At 66.0% G+C, this 18,189-nt stretch carries 15 protein-coding genes and 1 tRNA gene; 4 read left to right on the forward strand and 12 right to left on the reverse strand.

The genetic code is table 11. The features are described 5' to 3' along the window. Window positions 1-69: 69 nt before the first annotated feature. Genes rpsO through NYR55_RS07830 form a run of 3 tightly spaced genes read right to left on the reverse strand, consistent with a single transcriptional unit; the run spans window position 70 to window position 1,934 of the window. Entirely contained in the window at window positions 70-339 is a 270-nt protein-coding gene (gene rpsO / locus NYR55_RS07820) for a 30S ribosomal protein S15 (RefSeq protein WP_260020644.1), read from the reverse strand. Window positions 340-363: 24 nt separating this feature from the next. Further along, window positions 364-1,263 (reverse strand): tRNA pseudouridine(55) synthase TruB, encoded by a 900-nt coding sequence (gene truB / locus NYR55_RS07825; RefSeq protein WP_260020645.1) that lies wholly within the window; start codon window positions 1,261-1,263, stop codon window positions 364-366. Beyond that, window positions 1,260-1,934 carry a site-2 protease family protein gene (locus tag NYR55_RS07830; RefSeq protein WP_260020646.1) on the reverse strand — a complete coding sequence of 225 codons (675 nt, stop codon included), beginning with the start codon at window positions 1,932-1,934 and terminating at the stop codon, window positions 1,260-1,262. The genes truB and NYR55_RS07830 overlap by 4 nt, the downstream gene beginning before the upstream one ends. Before the next feature lie 113 nt (window positions 1,935-2,047). Here NYR55_RS07830 and NYR55_RS07835 point away from each other — a divergent pair, with 113 nt between their 5' ends. Continuing rightward, entirely contained in the window at window positions 2,048-2,389 is a 342-nt protein-coding gene (locus tag NYR55_RS07835; RefSeq protein ID WP_260020648.1) for a hypothetical protein, read from the forward strand. On the opposite strand, the gene NYR55_RS07840 is transcribed toward NYR55_RS07835, so the two are convergent. Next, window positions 2,386-2,964 carry a thymidine kinase gene (locus NYR55_RS07840; protein ID WP_260021597.1) on the reverse strand — a complete coding sequence of 193 codons (579 nt, stop codon included), beginning with the start codon at window positions 2,962-2,964 and terminating at the stop codon, window positions 2,386-2,388. The two genes, NYR55_RS07835 and NYR55_RS07840, sit on opposite strands and share 4 nt — an antisense overlap. Before the next feature lie 107 nt (window positions 2,965-3,071). On the opposite strand from NYR55_RS07840, the gene NYR55_RS07845 reads away from it, so the two are divergent. After that, complete coding sequence (locus NYR55_RS07845; protein ID WP_260020649.1) at window positions 3,072-3,938, forward strand: hypothetical protein; 867 nt, start codon at window positions 3,072-3,074, stop codon at window positions 3,936-3,938. 11 nt (window positions 3,939-3,949) lie between these two features. Here the strand turns inward: NYR55_RS07845 and rbfA are convergent, their stop codons facing one another. Continuing rightward, window positions 3,950-4,354, reverse strand: coding sequence for a 30S ribosome-binding factor RbfA (rbfA, locus tag NYR55_RS07850; RefSeq protein WP_260020651.1), 405 nt, complete (start codon window positions 4,352-4,354; stop codon window positions 3,950-3,952). 93 nt (window positions 4,355-4,447) lie between these two features. Here rbfA and NYR55_RS07855 point away from each other — a divergent pair, with 93 nt between their 5' ends. Continuing rightward, window positions 4,448-4,822 carry a response regulator gene (locus NYR55_RS07855; RefSeq protein ID WP_260020653.1) on the forward strand — a complete coding sequence of 125 codons (375 nt, stop codon included), beginning with the start codon at window positions 4,448-4,450 and terminating at the stop codon, window positions 4,820-4,822. A 7-nt stretch (window positions 4,823-4,829) separates the two neighbouring features. Here the strand turns inward: NYR55_RS07855 and NYR55_RS07860 are convergent, their stop codons facing one another. The 7 genes from NYR55_RS07860 to NYR55_RS07890 form a co-directional block, all read right to left on the reverse strand. Then, on the reverse strand, window positions 4,830-8,405 hold the full coding sequence (locus NYR55_RS07860) for a PAS domain S-box protein (protein ID WP_260020654.1): 3,576 nt from the start codon (window positions 8,403-8,405) through the stop codon (window positions 4,830-4,832). Beyond that, window positions 8,386-9,057 carry a glutathione S-transferase family protein gene (locus tag NYR55_RS07865; protein ID WP_260020655.1) on the reverse strand — a complete coding sequence of 224 codons (672 nt, stop codon included), beginning with the start codon at window positions 9,055-9,057 and terminating at the stop codon, window positions 8,386-8,388. The genes NYR55_RS07860 and NYR55_RS07865 overlap by 20 nt, the downstream gene beginning before the upstream one ends. Before the next feature lie 133 nt (window positions 9,058-9,190). After that, complete coding sequence (gltB, locus tag NYR55_RS07870) at window positions 9,191-13,717, reverse strand: glutamate synthase large subunit (protein WP_260020656.1); 4,527 nt, start codon at window positions 13,715-13,717, stop codon at window positions 9,191-9,193. Beyond that, entirely contained in the window at window positions 13,714-14,466 is a 753-nt protein-coding gene (locus NYR55_RS07875) for a hypothetical protein (RefSeq protein WP_260020657.1), read from the reverse strand. Before NYR55_RS07875 ends, gltB begins: the two co-directional genes overlap by 4 nt. Then, complete coding sequence (locus NYR55_RS07880) at window positions 14,466-15,914, reverse strand: NAD(P)-dependent oxidoreductase (RefSeq protein WP_260020658.1); 1,449 nt, start codon at window positions 15,912-15,914, stop codon at window positions 14,466-14,468. The genes NYR55_RS07875 and NYR55_RS07880 overlap by 1 nt, the downstream gene beginning before the upstream one ends. A gap of 161 nt (window positions 15,915-16,075) precedes the next feature. Continuing rightward, on the reverse strand, window positions 16,076-16,876 hold the full coding sequence (locus NYR55_RS07885) for an undecaprenyl-diphosphate phosphatase (protein ID WP_260020659.1): 801 nt from the start codon (window positions 16,874-16,876) through the stop codon (window positions 16,076-16,078). A 60-nt stretch (window positions 16,877-16,936) separates the two neighbouring features. Then, entirely contained in the window at window positions 16,937-17,869 is a 933-nt protein-coding gene (locus NYR55_RS07890; RefSeq protein ID WP_260020660.1) for a complex I NDUFA9 subunit family protein, read from the reverse strand. A gap of 177 nt (window positions 17,870-18,046) precedes the next feature. Here NYR55_RS07890 and NYR55_RS07895 point away from each other — a divergent pair. Beyond that, window positions 18,047-18,133: transfer RNA gene (locus tag NYR55_RS07895), tRNA-Leu, on the forward strand. Window positions 18,134-18,189: the final 56 nt, after the last annotated feature.

Here is an 18,189-nt window from a genome sequence, read left to right on the forward strand (position 1 = left end):
CAGCCCTTTCTCAATCGCCGGCGAAATGCCGGGATAAATGAGAAGGGCGCCCGAAGGCGCCCTTCACGATTACTTGCGAAGACCCAGCTTCGCGATGAGCGCGGTGTAGCGGTCCGCGTCCTTCTTCTTCAGATAGTCGAGCAGCGCACGGCGCTTGTTGACCATCATCAGCAGGCCGCGGCGCGAATGGTTGTCCTTCGCATGGCCCTTGAAATGCTCGGTCAGGTTGGCGATGCGCTCGGACAGGATCGCGACCTGGACTTCCGGGCTGCCGGTGTCGCCATCGGCGCGGGCATGGTCCTTGATCAGCGCTTCCTTGCGCTCTGCGGTAATCGACATGAATGCGTTTCCCTCGACATCACTCTACAGGTTGAAGCCGCGAACCACCCGGAGTTCCCCGGCAATCGCCTCTGCCAGCGCAACCGGCACATCGTCCAGCATCGCAAAGCACAGGCCATCGGCTGCGGCAGTCCCGACCAGAACCCGCCCCTGACGGAGCAGCCCTGCCTGATCGGGGGTGAGGGAGAAAGCCGGGATGTCGTCCAGCCCCGCCCTCAACGGCAGGATATGGTGTTCAAGCGTGCCGCCCTTAGCAGCATCGGCCAGATTGTCCAGCGATATTGCCGGATCCAGGCCGAACCGACCGGCCTTTGTCCGCCTGAGCATCGTCACATGTCCGACGGTTCCCAGCATCAGGGCAATGTCGCGGGCAAGGCTGCGGATATAGGTGCCCTTGGACACATGGGCGGTCAGCGTCGCCTCGTCCAGCGGCCCATCGCCCGCGCCGAGCATCGGGGTGAGCGCGTGGATCGTGACCCGGCGGCTGGCGAGCACCACCTCCTCCCCCGCCCGCGCACGGTCATAGGCGCGTTCCCCGTCCACCTTCAGCGCGGAATAGGCGGGCGGCACCTGATCGATGGGGCCGGTAAAGCGTGGCAGCACCGCGTCCACCTCTGCCCGGGTAGGGCGTTTGTCGCTGGCGGCGATCACCGCCCCTTCGGCATCCAGCGTATCGGTCTGCTCGCCGAAACGGATGGTGAATGCATACACCTTGTCGCTGTCGAGCATCCGGCCCGCGAGCTTCGTCGCCTCGCCGATCGCGATCGGCAGGACGCCGGTGGCCAGCGGGTCGAGCGTGCCGCCATGGCCGACCTTTGCCTTGCCATGTCCCGCCGCGCGCAGCGCGCGCTTGACGGCGCTGACGCCTTGGGTCGAGCCAAGCCCCAGCGGCTTGTCGAGAATGATCCAGCCGTGGACGCTCATTGGATCAGCGAAAACAGCCAGCCGATCACGACGTCCGCCACCGGCCCGACATAGCGCAGCACGACATTCGCCTGGGGCGAGACCATCGGCAACACGACGAGCAGGATGATCAGCACCGGCAGCGCCAGCCGCCCGATCCGGTTCCACGCGGGAACCGCGGCGCGCGGCAGCAACCCTTCCACCACATGCCCCCCGTCAAAGGGCGGAATGGGCAGCAGGTTGAAGATCGCCAGGAACACGTTGATCACGACGAAGTTGAACAGGTTCTGCGCAATGAATTCGGCCACGCCCGCATCCAGCGAGCCGCCATTGATCGCGATCAGCCCGCCGAGCAGGCCCGTCGCGGTGAGCGCCAGCGCAATGTTCATCCCCGGCCCGGCCAGCGCGACCAGCATCATGTGCCAGCGCGGGTTGCGCAGCCGGTCCCGCCGCACCGGCACCGGCTTTGCCCAGCCAAACATCGGCAGGCTGGCAATGGCCAGCGCCATCGGCAGGATCACCGTGCCGAACGGATCGACATGGCGGATGGGATTGAGCGACAGCCGCCCCAGCCGCGCCGCGGTGGGATCGCCCAGCATCCGCGCCACCAGGCCATGCGCCACTTCGTGAAACACGATGGCGATGACCAGCGGGACCAGCCAGGTGGCAATCGTATAGACGGTGTCCAACATGTCCGGCAGGTGGCCCCTGCCCGGCCTCGCGTCAATCCATCGTCGGGCCGTCAATCTCCGGTTCAGGCGCGAAACGATCATATCGGGCAGCGAAAGCGATGGGGAGTGGTGCCATGCGCAACTGCGGGGTGGTGATCGGACTGTTGCTGGCCGGGGTCTCGCCGGCACAGGCACAGATCTGGGACGGCGGACGGTCGGCGGTGCCCGATCCGCCCGCGCCCATCGAACCCGACGTCACGCCGATGCTCCATGATCTGCGCCGCGATCTGCGCACGGCACGGCGCAGCGGCCAGATCACGCGGGAGGAGGAGCGATCGCTCCGGCAACAGGCTGCGCTGATTGCAAATGCAGAGCGGCGCTATCGCAGCGCAGGGCTGTCGGCCAGCGAACGGCGCGAACTAATTGCGCGGACCGAGGCGCTGAAAAGCGCGATCGACGCGCGCCGGACCCCCTAACCCGCCAGCGCAGCCATGAAATGGCGGCGGCATAGCGCCACATAGCGGTCATTACCGCCAATCTCTGTCTGCGCGCCGCGCACCACCGGATTGCCGCCCGCATCGACGCGCAGGTTCATCGTCGCCTTGCGCCCGCATTCGCACACGGATTTCAGCTCGATCAGCGCGTCTGCAATAGCCAGCAGCCGGGCCGAACCGGGAAACAGCTGACCCAGAAAATCGGTGCGCAGGCCATAGGCCAGCACCGGGATGTTCAGCGTGTCGCACACGCTCGCCAGCTGATCCACCTGATCCGGGGTCAGGAACTGCGCCTCGTCCACCAGCACGCAATCGATGCGAGCCTCACCATGCGCCGCCGCGATTTCGGCGTGCAGATCGGTTGCGGGCGCAAAGCAGTGCGCGGGCGCGGACAGGCCAATCCGCGATCCGATCACGCCGCGCCCCGCCCGGTCGTCCACCGCCGAGGTGTAGAGCATGGTCCGCTGACCCCGTTCCCGATAGTTGAAATCGGCCTGCAGCAGCGTGGTCGATTTGCCCGCATTCATGGAGGCGTAGTAGAAATAGAGCTTGGCCATGCGCCCCTTGTTGACCGTGCGGCGCACGGAAATCCAGCCCGCGCGTCGTTACCGCCGCATTAACCATCCCGCGATAGACAGGGCCGGTATCGGGGAGACAGGCGGCCATGCGGCTGATCGTGCATATCGGGTTTCACAAAACGGCATCGACCTATCTTCAGCATCTGCTGAACCTGAACGCGGACGCGCTGGCCGCGCGCGGCGTGTGGTATCAGCGCCAGCCCGACTATCCCGCCCATCATGCCGCCGCCTGGGCGCTGCTGAACGGCGATGCCAGCCATCTGGAGCGGATGATCGCGGATGCGCGGGCCGCGGGGTGCGGCACCGCCATCCTGTCGTCAGAGGATCTGGAGGGCGCGATCTTCAACCCCGGCGTCGCCGCGCTGATCGAGGCGGCGGCGGCGGATGCGGGCGTCACTACGCTGGAATGGCACGCCGCGATTCGCGAGCCGGGCGCCTATTTCGAAAGCATGTGCGCCCAGCTTGCCTATCACACCTATGGCGACAGCCTGTTCATGTTTACCGAGGTGATGAAAAAGGGGATGCTGTTCGTCCCCGAACCGCAACCGGGGCGCGATGCCGTGCCCTACTGGTTCTATTGCTTCGATCATTTCGCGTATCTGAGCGGCTTTGCCGCCGTGCCGGGCCGCGCGCTGTTCGTGCACGATTATGCCGACCGCACGCCCTATCCCGGCTGGCGCATGATCGACCGGCTGGGCGTGATGGACGTGCTGACCAATGTGCCGAACGAGGCGGGGCACAATCACCGGCTGGCCCCGGAACAGGTGGCGCAATTCTATCGCGACCGGGTGGGCGAAGCGACGGGCGATGCTGCGACCTGGGGCATGGTGAGCGAGGCGGTGGACCAGAGCATCGCCGCCAGTCAGGGGACTGCGCCCGCCTATGCCCGCGCGGTCGGCCACCATTATGCCGACAGCTACCGGATGGCGGTGGAACGGTTCTGCCGCTGGTAAGCCGGAGCGCGCTATTCCGCTTCGCTCTCGTCCTCGCCAAGGTCGCGGGCGACATGGGGATCGCGCAGCAGCCGGTCGATCCGTCCGCCCTCGTCGAAACTTTCATCGGCCAGGAACTTGAGCCGCGCGGCATATTTCAGGTTCACGCGCCGCGCCACTTCGCGCTGAAGATAGGCGGTGTTGGTGCGCAGCGCCTTCAGCACCGCATCCTCGTCCCGCCCGAGCAGCGGTTTGACGAAGACCGTCGCGTGCTTCAAGTCGGGCGACATTCGCACTTCGGTGATGCTGACCGGATGGCTGGCCAGCACATCGTCATGCACATCGCCGCGCTGAAGGATTTCGGACAAGACGTGGCGCACCTGTTCGCCGACGCGCAGCAGGCGGACCGAACGGGTTTCTGGTGTTTCCTGGGCCATGGCGCGCGCATAGCCGGATGCGGCGCAATCAACAATGCGGCACGGCCCGGCGCGCCGTTGCGAAGCGGACTGTACAGACGCTAAGCGCGCGGGATGCAGCGCCATGTCTATCTGATCGACGATGACCCCATCCTGCGCGATTCGATGGCGCTGTTGCTGGGGCTGATGCCCGACCTGACCCTGCACGCATATGACGGCGGGGCGGCATGGCTGGCGGTGGCGGACGGGGTGCCGCCGGGCGTCGTGCTGCTGGACCAGCAGATGCCGGGGCAGACGGGGATGGAGGTGCTGGCCGGTTATGCCGGGCGGCTGGCGATGCTGCCCACCCTGCTGATGACGGGTTCGGCCGATCGGGGACTGGAGCAGCGGGCACTGGCCGCCGGGGCGATGGAAATGCTGGTCAAGCCGGTGCCGCCGGAACAGTTGCTGGCGGCGATCGGCCGGGGGATGGCGCGGCTGACCGGTTGACCGCCGGTCAGGCGTGGATCAGCCAGTCGGCGGCGATCGCGGCCGCATCGCCGGGCGCATCGCGCAGCCGCCGTTCGGCCAGCCGGGCCGCATCGCCCAGCGGCGCGTCGTCGAACCTGCCCGCAACGCCCGCCAGCTGATGCAGCAGATCGGCAAGCCGCGCGCCATCGCCCGATCCGTCCGCCACCCCGCGCGCCATAGCCACCGCCTCGGCACGGCGTTGGGCATAGCGCGCGGCCAGCGGATCGTCGCCCGCCCGTGCGCCGGATACCGGGCCTGCGGGCGCATCGCCGCGCGTCATCCGGGCAACGACCGCGCTGATCGCCGCCGCCGTCACCGGCTTTGCCAGATGCGCCTGCATCCCGGCATCGAGGCAACGTTCGACATCGTCGGCAAAGGCATTGGCGGTCAGCGCGACGATGGGCAGGCGGTCGGCATCGAATCCCGCCTGACGCAGGCGGCGCGTGGCAGCCAGCCCGTCCATCACCGGCATCTGAACGTCCATCAGCACCAGGGCATAGGGCGCGCCCGCCATTGCCGCGCGCGCCACCATGGCCACCGCCTGTTCCCCATCATGCGCGAAATCGGCATCCAGACCGGCATGGACCGCGATATCGGCCATCAGCGCGCGGTTGATGTCGTGATCCTCCGCGATCAGCACGCGCGGCGCATCGGGCGGCAGGGTGGCACCAGCGGCGGGCCGCGGCGGCGGCGTGCGGGGTAGCGGCGCGTCCGGCGGCGGCGGCAGGGCGACCGCGGCATCCGGCGGTGCCAGCACCAGCGGCAGGGTCAGCGTGAAACAGGCCCCTTCGCCCGGTCGGCTGTCCAGCGTGATTGCCCCGCCGAGCAGGTCGGCCAGCTGCGCCGAAATGGCAAGGCCTAGGCCGGTCCCGCCATGCTGGCGCAGCGCCCCGGCATCCGCCTGGGCAAAGGCGGCGAACACGCGTTCATGCTGATCGGCCGGAATGCCGATGCCGGTATCGCGCACCGCGATTGCCAGCCGGTCGCCGCCGGGGTCCGCCAGCACGGAAACGGACAGCGATACCTGCCCCTGCTGCGTGAACTTGACCGCATTGCCGGTGAGGTTGACCAGGATCTGCCGCATCCGCAGCGGATCCGACTGGATACGGACCGGCACGTCAGGCGCGACCGAGACAGCCACGGCCACGCCCTTGCCCTGTGCCACAGGTTCGAACAGCGCGGCGACCGACCGGGTCAGCGCAGCGGGATCCAGCGGTTCCGGCCGCGCCTGAAGCCGGCCGGCCTCGATCTTGGACAAATCGAGGATGTCGTTGAGCAGGCGCATCATCGATCCGCCCGAATCGACGATCATTTCCACCTGCCGCCGCTGATCGGTGTCGAGATCTGAGGCGAGCAGAAGATCGGCGAAGCCCAGCACACCATTCATGGGGGTGCGAATCTCATGGCTCATGTTCGCAAGGAACATCGCCTTGACCGCCGCTGCCTGTTCGGCGCGCTGACGCGCTTCCTCAAGGTCGAACTCCAGCGCCTTGCGCGCGGAAATGTCGCGGATCGACGCGACCACCTCCTCGGGCTCGCCGGTCTGTTCGGACCGCACGAGGCGGCAGCTCGCCTCGACCCACAGATAGTCGCGCATCCCATGCACCAGTTGCGTGCGATAGGCGACGACGCAGCGATCGGTGGTTCCGCTGACCAGCGCGGCAAAGGCGGCGCGCGCCCGCACATCGTCGTCGGGATGAAACCGGTCCAACATGTTGTAACCGACCAGCCCCTCGGACGGCAGGCCGAGCAAGTCGCTGGTGGCGGGGGAGGCATAGCGGCAGATGCCGTCCAGCCCGATCCGGAAAATCGCATCGGTCGTATGCGTGGCAAGCAGGCTGAGCTGGCGCTCGCGGTCGGCCAGCACCTTGGCCATTTCCTTGCGATCGGTAATGTCGACGGTCACGCCGATGAACCCGATCAGGGTGCCGTTGGCATCGCGTTCCGGCGCGGCAAGCAGATCGACCCAGCGCACGCTGCCATCGGTGTGGATCCAGCGCATCTCTTCCCGGAATTCGCGTTCGGCGGCGACGGTGGACAGCCAGCCGTCGATGATCCGCTGGCGATCATCGGGGTGCATCGCGTCGACGACATTGCCGGACAGCGCCTGTTCCTCGGTCACGCCGCTCATCTGCAGCCAGGCCGGATTGACATAGTTGCTGTGGCCATCGCGGCCGGTGCGGAAAATGCCGGCAGGCGACAGCACGGCAAGCGTCTGGAACCGCTTTTCGCTTTCCGACAGGGCGGTCAGCGCCAGATGCGCTTCGGTCACATCGCGGATGTTGCCGGTGACGCCGGCGAAGCTGCCATCGTCATTGGCCAGTCGCCGGATCGTCACCTCGATGTGACGCAGCGCCCCCGCCTTGTCCGTGAACCGCTGGCGCAGCCGCGCCTCCTCGATCTCGCCCGCATCGACCCGGGGATACAGCGCAAGGGCAGCGGCATAATCATCGGGATGCAGCAGCCGGGTGGTGTACCAGCCCATGCTTTCAGCGACCGTATAACCGGTCAGCACTTCCCAGGCAGGATTGAGGAATATCCAGCGCCCCTCCGCATCGGTGCGGAACACGACATCCGACATGTTTGTCAGGATGGAGGCGGCGAAGTTCCGGCTTTCGGCCAGTTGGTCGGCCATCGCTTCACGCCCGCGCAGCAGCGCCGCCACGGGGAGGCCCATGGCGAAATTGACGGCCAGGAACAGTTGCAGGGCGAACAGCTGTTCCGTGCTGCCCCCATGGACCAGCAGGGCGATCGGCCCCCATCCCGCCAGCGTCGCCGCCGAACTGATCAGCGAGACAAAGGCGATGGCGACCGCCGTACCGACCATGCCGGTGCGGAACGCGGCGTACAGCACCATCGGACAGACAAGGAACAGGAACGGATAGGTCGCCTGGGTAAAGACGATGGCGGTGACGCCGATCGTGCCCAGCAGGACGGCGATGCCGCCCGGCGTCATCAGGATCGCCGCTTTTGCCGGATGGCGCACCGCATCCGCCGCGATCAGGATCAGCGGGGTCAGCAGCATCAGGCCGAGCGCATCGGCCATGAACCAGGTGCTCCACACCGTCCAGCTGAGCGATGCCCCGTCCGGCAACAGGATGATGGTGGCCAGGCTGGACGAGGCCGTCGTCGCCGCCACCACCGCCGCCAGCAACCGGCCGAGATCGGGCAGCGCGTCCATGCGCAGGCCATCCGGCGCGATGCGGCCGATCAACAGGAACAGGATCGTGACCTCGACCGCATTGACCAGCGCCAGGGTGAGCGAATGGCCGGGGGTGTCGCCGGTCAGGGTGTTGGCCGCGACGTTGGCGGCAAAGCTGGCCAGGATATAGAGCGGCGCGGCGCGCGGCCGGTCGCGCAGGATGGCGGCGACCAGCAGCGCGTTGGACAGCCACAGGGCGGCGACGCGCGTCCCTTCCCGCGTCATGGTGATATTCACCCAGGCCAGAAAGCCAAAGCCGAGCGCGACCGCCAGGATGCGCAGCGCCCGCGCGACATGGCTGTTCAATGCGCGGGCATCGCCCGCATCGTCGCTGCCGCGATCAGAGATCCAGGGCTTCATATTGCGCCGGCGGCTTGATCCCCTCCATCCGCTCGGCAAGTAGGGGGCGGAAGCTGGGCCTGCTTTTCATGCCCAGATACCAGCGTTTTGCCTGTTCGTGCGTTTTCCAGTCGATGCCGCCCAGATAGTCGGCGACGGAAATCTGCGCCGCAGCGGCCAGATCAGCCAAGCTCATGGTCGATCCGCCGATCCAGTTGGTGTGATCAAGCAGGAAGTCGATATAATCGAGATGTTCGACCGCCGCCTTCATCGTCTGACGCAGCACGGAGGTGTCGGGCGACAGGCGGTGGACCAGCCGCTTTTCCATCCGCTCCAGCAGCAGCGGCGCGGTGACATCGCGATAGAATTGCGTGTCGAACCAGGCGATCAGGCGGCGGATTTCCGCGCGGTCGGCCGCGGTCCCGCCGATCAGTGTGGCGCGGTCGACCGTTTCCTCGAAATATTCGCAGATCGCGACCGAATCGATCAGTTTCAGCCCGCGCGCCTGATCCACCATCACCGGCGTCTGACCGGCGGGATTCAGGTCGAGAAACTCGTCCTGCCGTTCCCAGGGCAGGTAGCGGACGGGTTCATAACCGACGCCCTTTTCCCCCAGCATCAACCGCACCTTGCGGGAAAAGGGACACAGGGTGAACTGAAGAAGCTGCCACATGATGCCGACATAACCCGCGCGCCCGGCGGGGGGAAGCGGGCAAGCCGATGGAATCGGGGTTCGACAGGACAAATGGCGTCATGGCCCGCCGCCCCGGATGGATTGCCGATCCGGGACGACGGGCCAGGCGCGGTTATTCGGCGGCGACCATTTCCTGATCCGCGTCGTCGTTCAGCGGTTCGGGCAGTCGGGTCAGCATCTCCTTCGGCACCACCTGCCAGAACTGCCCGACAGCACGGTCCCAGTCTTCGAGCAGCTCGCCCGCCCATTTGCTGTCCGTGGCGGCACGATGCGCCTCGACCAGCGCACGTAGGCGGCCCTCCCAATGGGCAGAGGCGATGCGCTGCCACACGATGCTGTCCGGGTTGGCGCGGGCGGCAAAGCTGCCATCGGCATCGTGGATAAAGGCCATGCCGCCGGTCATCCCCGCGCCGAAATTGGCGCCCACCGGGCCAAGCACGACGGCGGTGCCGCCGGTCATGTATTCGCAGCCATTGGCGCCACAGCCCTCGACCACCACTTCGGCGCCCGAGTTGCGGACGGCGAACCGCTCGCCCGCCTGTCCGGCGGCGAACAACCGGCCGCTGGTCGCGCCATACAGCACGGTGTTGCCGATGATCGTGTTGTCCTGGCTGACCAGCGGGGATGAGACGAGCGGACGGACGATGATCGTGCCGCCGGACAGCCCCTTGCCCACATAGTCATTGGCATCGCCGAACACGTCCAGCGTGACCCCCTTGCACAGGAACGCGCCCAGCGACTGGCCGGCCGACCCGCGCAGGCGGACATGGACATGGCCGTCATTCAGCTTGTCCATGCCAAAGATGCGCGTGATCTCGCTCGACAGGCGCGTGCCGACCGCGCGGTGCGTGTTGCGCACCGAATATTGCAGCTGCATCTTTTCGCCGCGGGCAAAGACCGGCGCGGCATCCTTGATCATCTGCGCGTCCAGGCTTTCCGGCACTTCGTTGCGGAACGTGGTCAGGCTGAACCGGCGTTCCGCCTCGGTCGCATCGACCTTGGCCAGAATGGGGTTGAGGTCGAGATCGTCCAGATGCTCGGCCCCGCGCGACACCTGCTTCAGCAATTCGGTGCGGCCGATGATTTCGTCGAGCGAGCGGACGCCCAGCCGGGCCAGGATCTCGCGCACTTCCTCGGCGATGAAGGTCATCAGGTTGATGACCTTTTCCGGCGTGCCGACGAACTTGGCGCGCAGCGCCTCGTCCTGCGTGCACACGCCCACCGGACAGGTGTTGGAATGGCACTGACGCACCATGATGCAGCCCATGGCGACCAGGCTGAGCGTGCCGATGCCGAATTCCTCGGCGCCCAGGATCGCGGCGATCACGATGTCGCGCCCGGTCTTCAACCCGCCATCGGTGCGCAGCTTCACCCGGCCGCGCAGGCCGTTCAGCGTCAGCGTCTGGTTCACCTCCGACAGGCCCATTTCCCACGGCGTGCCGGCATATTTGATGCTGGTCTGCGGGGACGCGCCGGTGCCGCCGACATGGCCGGAAACGAGGATGACGTCGGCATGCGCCTTGGCCACGCCCGCAGCGACGGTGCCGATGCCCGCGCTGGACACCAGCTTCACGCACACCCGCGCGCGCGGATTGATCTGTTTCAGGTCATAGATGAGCTGCGCCAGATCCTCGATCGAATAGATGTCGTGGTGCGGCGGCGGAGAGATCAGCGTGACGCCCGGCGTCGAATGACGCAGGCGGGCGATGAACTCGGTCACCTTGAAGCCCGGCAGCTGGCCGCCCTCGCCGGGCTTGGCACCTTGCGCGACCTTGATCTCAATTTCCTCGCACGCGTTGAGATATTCGGCGGTGACGCCGAACCGTCCGCTCGCAACCTGCTTGATGACCGAATTGGCGTTGTCGCCATTGGCATAGGGGGAATAGCGGATCTTGTCCTCGCCGCCCTCGCCCGACACCGCTTTGGCCCCGATGCGATTCATCGCGATGGCCAGCGTCTCGTGCGCCTCCGGCGACAAGGCGCCCAGGCTCATGCCCGGCGTGACGAACCGCTTGCGGATTTCAGTGATCGCCTCGACCTGATCGATGGCAATGCCGTCCCCCGGGAAATTGAATTCCAGCAGATCGCGCAGATAGATGGGCGGCAGGTCGCGGACCCCGCGCGAGAACTGCAGATAGGTCGAATAGCTGTCGCTGGACACCGACGACTGAAGCAGGTGCATCAGCTGCGCCGAATAGGCGTGCGCCTCGCCATCGGCGCGGTGCCGGTAAAAACCGCCGATGGGCAGCGTGGCGACCGCCGCATCGAACGCGGCTTCGTGCCGTTCGGAACAGTTGACGTAGAGCGAGGCATAGCCCTCGCCCGAAATCTTGGCCGGCATTCCGGGGAACAGGTCGTGGACCAGCGCCCGCGACAGGCCGACGGCTTCGAAATTATAGCCGCCCCGATAGCTGGAGATCACCGCGATCCCCATCTTCGACATGATTTTCAGCAGGCCCTCGTTGATCGCCTTGCGGTGATTTTCCAGCGCCTTTTCGATGGCGATATCGCCAAACAGGCCGCGGGCATGGCGGTCGGCAATGGCGGCTTCGGCCAGATAGGCGTTCACCGTCGTTGCGCCGACGCCGATCAGGACGGCGTAATAATGCGTGTCCAGACACTCGGCGGTGCGGACGTTGATGCTGGCATAGGATCGCAGGCCTTGCCGAACCAGGTGCGTGTGCACCGCCGCCGCCGCCAGCACGCCCGGTATGGCCATGTTGCCGGCATCGACCGCCTCGTCCGTCAGGAACAGTTCGGCCTTGCCCTGGCGCACCGCCTGTTCCGCCTCGGCCCGGATGCGGGCGATGGCGACACGCAGCCCCTCTGCCCCCGAACCGGCGGGGAACAGACAGGAAATCGTCGCCGCGCTGGCCCCGAAATTGGCCCGCAGCCGATCCCATTCGGCACAGGTCAGCACCGGCGAATCCAGAACTAGCACCGGGTTGGGCCGTTCGGCCGTTTCCAGGATGTTGGCCAGATTGCCGAAACGGGTCTTCAGGCTCATCACCTGCCGTTCGCGCAAGCTGTCGATCGGCGGGTTGGTCACCTGACTGAAATTCTGGCGAAAGAACTGGCTGATCAGGCGCGGCTTGTCCGAAATGACCGCCAGCGGCGTATCGTCGCCCATCGATCCGACCGCTTCCTTGGCCGTGGTGACCATGGGCGACAGGATCAGTTCCATATCCTCCAGCGTCTGCCCGGCCGCCACCTGCCGCCGGGCAAGGTCGGCCCGGTCGAAGCGCAGCACGCCGGACCCGGTATCGGGCAGGTCGGCGATCGACTGGAAATTGGCGACAAGCGCGGCGTAATCCGCCTCTCCGGCAATCCGGTCCTTGATCGCCTGATCCTTGTACAGCGCGCCTTCGTCCAGATCGACGGCAATCATCTGACCCGGCCCCAGCCGCCCCTTTTCCAGCACCGTCGCCTCCGGCACCGGGACCATGCCGGTTTCCGAACCCACGATCAGCAGGCCGTCATTGGTGCGGGTGTAGCGCAGCGGACGCAGCGCATTGCGGTCCAGGCCCGCGACCGCCCAGCGGCCATCCGTCATCGCCAGCGCGGCCGGGCCGTCCCACGGCTCCATCACGCTGGCCAGATACTGGTACATGGCGCTGTGCGCGGCCGGCACATCGTCATTGCCCTGCCATGCCTCCGGCACCAGCATCAGCTTGGCCGTCGGCGCGTCCTTGCCGGACCGGGCCAGCGCCTCGAACACCGCATCCAGCGCCGCCGTGTCGGATGCACCCGCCGGGATCACCGGCTTGATGTCCTCGCTACGTTCACCGAACGCGATCGACGCCATCTTGATCTCGTGGCTGAGCATCCAGTTCTTGTTGCCGCGGATCGTGTTGATCTCGCCATTATGCGCCAGACAGCGGAACGGCTGGGCCAGCCACCATTGGGGAAAGGTGTTGGTCGAATAGCGCTGGTGAAAGATCGCGACACGGCTTTCGAACCGTTCGTCCAGCAGGTCGGGATAGAATTCGCTCAGGGATTCGGCAAGGAACAGCCCCTTGTAGATGATCGAGCGGCACGACAGCGAACAGATGTAAAAGCCGCTGACCTGGGCTGCGATCACCCGCTTTTCGATGCGGCGGCGAACCAGATACAGCGTCTTTTCGAACTCGGCCTCGCTGACCGCATCGGGCAACGGCCCGGCGATCATGATCTGTTCGATCTCCGGCCGGGTGGCCTGCGCTTTCTGCCCGATCACCGCGACGTTCACCGGCACCTGGCGCCAGCCATAGATGGTAAAGCCAGCGTCGATCAGCTCCGCCTCGACGATGGTGCGGCACAATTCCTGGGCGCCAAGGTCGGTGCGCGGCAGGAACACCATGCCGACCGCCAGCCGGTTGGGCAGCACGCGGTGGCCGCTGTCGGCGATGGCGTCGTCAAAGAACGCGATGGGCAGATCGACATGAATGCCCGCGCCGTCGCCGGTCTTGCCATCGGCGTCCACGGCGCCGCGGTGCCACACCGCCTTCAGCGCATCGATGCCCGCCTGAACCACGCGGCGCGACCGCCGCCCGTCCGTCGCGGCGATCAGGCCGACGCCGCAGGCATCGCCTTCGAACTCCGGCCGGTACATCCCCTCGCTGGCAAGGCGGAGGCGTTCGCGGTCGATTCTTGTCGTCATTGGGTCACCTGTTGCTTGGCAAGTCGATCTGCCATCTGCTCAACGGTAGGGCGTAATGCCGCTAAAAGTTCATGTCGCCACGCGGCCCGTTCGGCTTGGATAGGGCCGATCAGCTTGGCGCTCTTATCCGCCAGCGGGGAGGCGTCGAACGTCGACACCTCTGCTCGCTCAGCAGACGATAGTGTCGCGAGCGCCAGTGGATAAGCTTGGGCCACCGCCTCCTGGGCGCGGCGAGGATCCAATGTGTCGGTTGCGCCCTGCATCACATGAGCTAGATCGATCCTTCGTATCAGTTCGCGCGTCAGCTTCACTTTTGCAGGCGAAGAAAAGTGGGAAAGCATTTGTCTCGCCTCCTCCGCACTGAGATTGGCGCGATAGACGGTAGCAATGCGTGACCACAACCCAGGAAGCGCTGCCTGGTATTCTCGGATCATGATTGGCTGGATTTCCACCATTACTTGGTCGGCTAATTCCGGATAATCGACCAGATAATGCGCGATCGACGGATCTTGGCGCAGCACAGTTGGCATGACCTTGAGCAAGTGCTCCCAAAGCTGGTGAGCCCGCTCCTCGCTGTTCAGGAAACGAGCGAGCGCATAAGCCGGATCCTCGACTACCGCATGAGGCGAATCCTGGGGTCTGGGTTCAGCTTTCGCCGCCGAAAGTACCGGTATCGACAAACAGAAGAGCAGGCTTGATATCATGGCCATAACGCCGTCCATTCGACGGGAACGCCGATTGACCGTCATCACGCCGCCACCTGCTCGGCGCGGGCCTTTTGCTTCAGCCAGGCGTGGATCTTCTGGCTGACATCGCGCGCATCGCGGATCGCCCACACGACCAGGCTGGCCCCGCGCACGATGTCGCCGGCGGCGAACACGCCATAGAGGTTGGTCATCATGGTCTGATGATCCACGCGGACCGTGCCCCAGCGGGTGACGCCCAGTTCCTCGGCCCCGAACAGCTTGGGCAGATCCTCTGCGTCATAGCCCAGCGCCTTGACCACCAGATCGGCGTCCAGGCGGAACTCTCCGCCCGGTTCAGCCTCCGGCGCGCGGCGGCCGCTGGCATCGGGCGCGCCCAGCCGCATCCGCGTGGCGCGGACGGCCGTCACATGACCATCGCCATTCGCGTCGAACGCCTCTGGCGCGGAAAGCCAGACGAATTCGACGCCCTCTTCCTCGGCATTGGCGACTTCGCGCTGCGAGCCGGGCATATTGGCACGGTCGCGGCGGTACAGGCACTTCACCGATTTCGCGCCCTGACGGATCGAGGTGCGGACACAGTCCATGGCGGTGTCGCCGCCGCCGATCACCACCACATTCTTGCCCGCGGCATTCAGGCTGCCATCATCGAACGCGGGCACGGCATCGCCAAAGCTCTTGCGGTTGGACGCGGTCAGGAAATCCAGCGCCTCGACCACCCCGTCGCTGCCGATGCCCGGCGCCTTGATCTCGCGCGGCTTGTACACGCCCGTCGCGATCAGCAGCGCGTCATGGCGCGAGCGCAGGTCATCCAGCGTCGCATCCTCACCCACCGAAAAGTTGAGGTGGAATTGAACGCCGCCCGCCGCCAGCCGCTCGACCCGGCGCATGACGACTTCCTTCTCCAGCTTGAAGCCGGGGATGCCATAGGTCAGCAGGCCGCCGGCCCGGTCGTGCCGGTCATAGACATGAACGTCATAGCCCAGCGCGCGCAGATAATCCGCCGCGCTCAGCCCCGCCGGGCCGGCCCCGATGATGCCGACCGACTGGCCCCGCGCCGGCCCCGCGACCAGCGGTTCGACCCATCCCTGTTCCCAGGCGGTGTCGGTGATGAATTTTTCGACAGAGCCGATGGTGACCGCGCCATGGCCCGAAAACTCGATGACGCAATTGCCCTCGCACAGCCGGTCTTGCGGACAGATGCGGCCGCAGATTTCGGGCATGGTCGACGTGCTGTTCGACAGCTCATACGCCTCGCGCAGCCGCCCCTCCGCCGTCAGGCGCAACCAGTCGGGAATATGGTTCTGCAGCGGGCAGTGAACCGAGCAATAGGGCACGCCGCACTGCGAACAGCGCCCGGCCTGATCCTCCGCGCTGGGCAACGCATAGCGATCGGCGATTTCCCGGAAATCCTTGGCACGCAGTTCCGGCGCGCGCTTGGCGGGATAGGATTGATCCCGCACCACGAATTTCAGCATCTTGTCATCAGCCATGGATCATCGCCCTTGTTACGGGGCTGCGCATAGCGTCCGAAAAGCGCGGAGTCACGCACTTTTGAGCATATAGGTCAGCTATTATGACCTATTATTCCTGGCCGGGGCGTCAGATGCCGGATTTAGCCGCGCAACTTCCTTTCACAATGTCCGTATCGGCCTTATCTCACTGCAAGCCAGATCAGCGTGCCCGCGCCCAGCACGATGCGATACCAGGCAAAGGGGGCAAAGCCGTAACGCGTGACGATCGACAGGAACGCCTTCACCACCACCAGCGCGACGACGAACGACACCGCGGCACCCACAGCGATCAGGCCCAGATCGTCGCCGGTCAGCGCGTCGCCATGCTTGGCAAGCTGAAGCACCGTTGCGCCGGCCAGCGTCGGCATGGCGAGGAAAAAGCTGAACTCCGCCGCCGTCTTGCGATCCACGCCCATCGCCATCGCGCCCAGGATGGTGGCGCCCGACCGGCTGACCCCCGGCACCATGGCCAGGCACTGGACCAGCCCGATCGCGGCAGAGGTGCGAAAACCGACCTTTGCCACGCCGCCCGAATCGGTGGGCCGGGCAAACCGTTCAACGACCAGGATGGCGATGCCGCCGATCACCAGGGCCCAGGCGACGACCACGATATTCTCAAGCAACAGCTCGATCGCATCGCCAAAGGCCAGGCCAAGGACCACCGCAGGGATGAACGCGATCAGCAGGTTGCGGGTAAAGGCGATGGCCAGCGGATCCAGCCGGAACAGGCCGACCGCCATGTCGCGGAACGTGCGCCAGTACAGCAGCACGATCGCCAGGATCGCGCCCGGCTGAATGGCGATGTTGAACACCGACCAGTCGGCCGCGCTGAACCCCAGAAATTCGGTCGCCAGCATCAGGTGGCCGGTCGACGACACCGGCAAGAATTCGGTCACGCCCTCGACGATGCCGAGCAGGATGGCGATCAGCAACGGGCTCATTCGGGTCTCCGGCAGCGGCGTTGGGGGCGGCCCGCGGGCCAGGGGAGCAGAGGTGCGGGATCAGGCCGGCGGCGTGGCAAATCGGCCATGGCGGCGATACAGCACCAGCCATCCCGGCGCGACCGTGGCCAGCGGCACGGGATCGATGCCGAATGCCTCGATCCCCTCGGCACCCGCCGGCACCACATTGTCGCTTTGCAGCATCGCCCATTGATCGCGGGTGATCGGCGCACCGGGCAGAAAGCCCAGCCGGGCGATGCCGCCGCCGACCCAGTCGGGCAGCTCGACAATGGCGGGCGACCGGCCGATCGCCTCTGCAATCCAGCGGTTGAGGCCGCCCATCGTGATGATGTCCGGCCCGCCCAGGGCATAGGTCTTGCCGCCATGTTTGCCGGGATCGGCAATCGCGCAGACCACCGCCTGCGCCACATCGGCGACATAAACCGGCTGAAACTTCGCATCGGCTTTCAGCACCGGGACGACCGGGGCCGCCGCGATCATGGCGGCGAAACGATTGACGAACTGATCCTCGCGGCCGAACACGATGGATGGACGCAGGATGGTGGCCGCCGGAAACGCCGACAGCACCGCGGCCTCGCCCGCCGCCTTTGACCGGCCATAGGCGCTGGGCGAACCGGCATCGGCACCCAGCGCGGAAATCTGGACCAGCGCCGACACGCCGGCATCGGCCGCCGCCCGCGCCACATTGCCCGCGCCGACGGCGTGCACCGCATCGAACTTGCCGTTCAGGATGCCGACCAGATTCACGACCGCATCCGACCCGGCAATCGCGCGGGCCACGCTGTCCGGCCGGGTGATATCGGCCGCCACGAACTGAACCTGACCAAGGCCGCCGAGCGGCTTCAAATAGAACGCCTTGCGCGGATCGCGCTGTGCAATGCGAACGCGCGCGCCCGCAGCCAGCAATTCCTGGGCGATATACCGGCCCAGAAATCCGCCGCCACCGAACAGGGTAATCAGCCGGTCCTGCATCACTGCCTCATGCTTGGGATCACACGATCCATGGGTCGGCGCCCCAATGCCTTTTGTGACCACAAACGGCAAGACCAAGCCGCCGCGATGCGCCGCAACGGTCCCTGTTTCCGATCCGGCAACTTCCCCTGTTGACAAGCGCCCCGCTCTCCCCCTAGACGCCGCCGCCTACCCCGTGCCCAGATGGCGGAATTGGTAGACGCACCAGCTTCAGGTGCTGGCGATCGCAAGGTCGTGGAGGTTCGAGTCCTCTTCTGGGCACCATTTTCCATTCGCCGAGCATCTCGCGAATGAGCACCCTCGAAACCGAAGAGTTTGTG

The sequence above is a fragment of the Sphingomonas sp. BGYR3 genome (assembly GCF_025153455.1).
Classification (GTDB): domain Bacteria; phylum Pseudomonadota; class Alphaproteobacteria; order Sphingomonadales; family Sphingomonadaceae; genus Sphingomonas.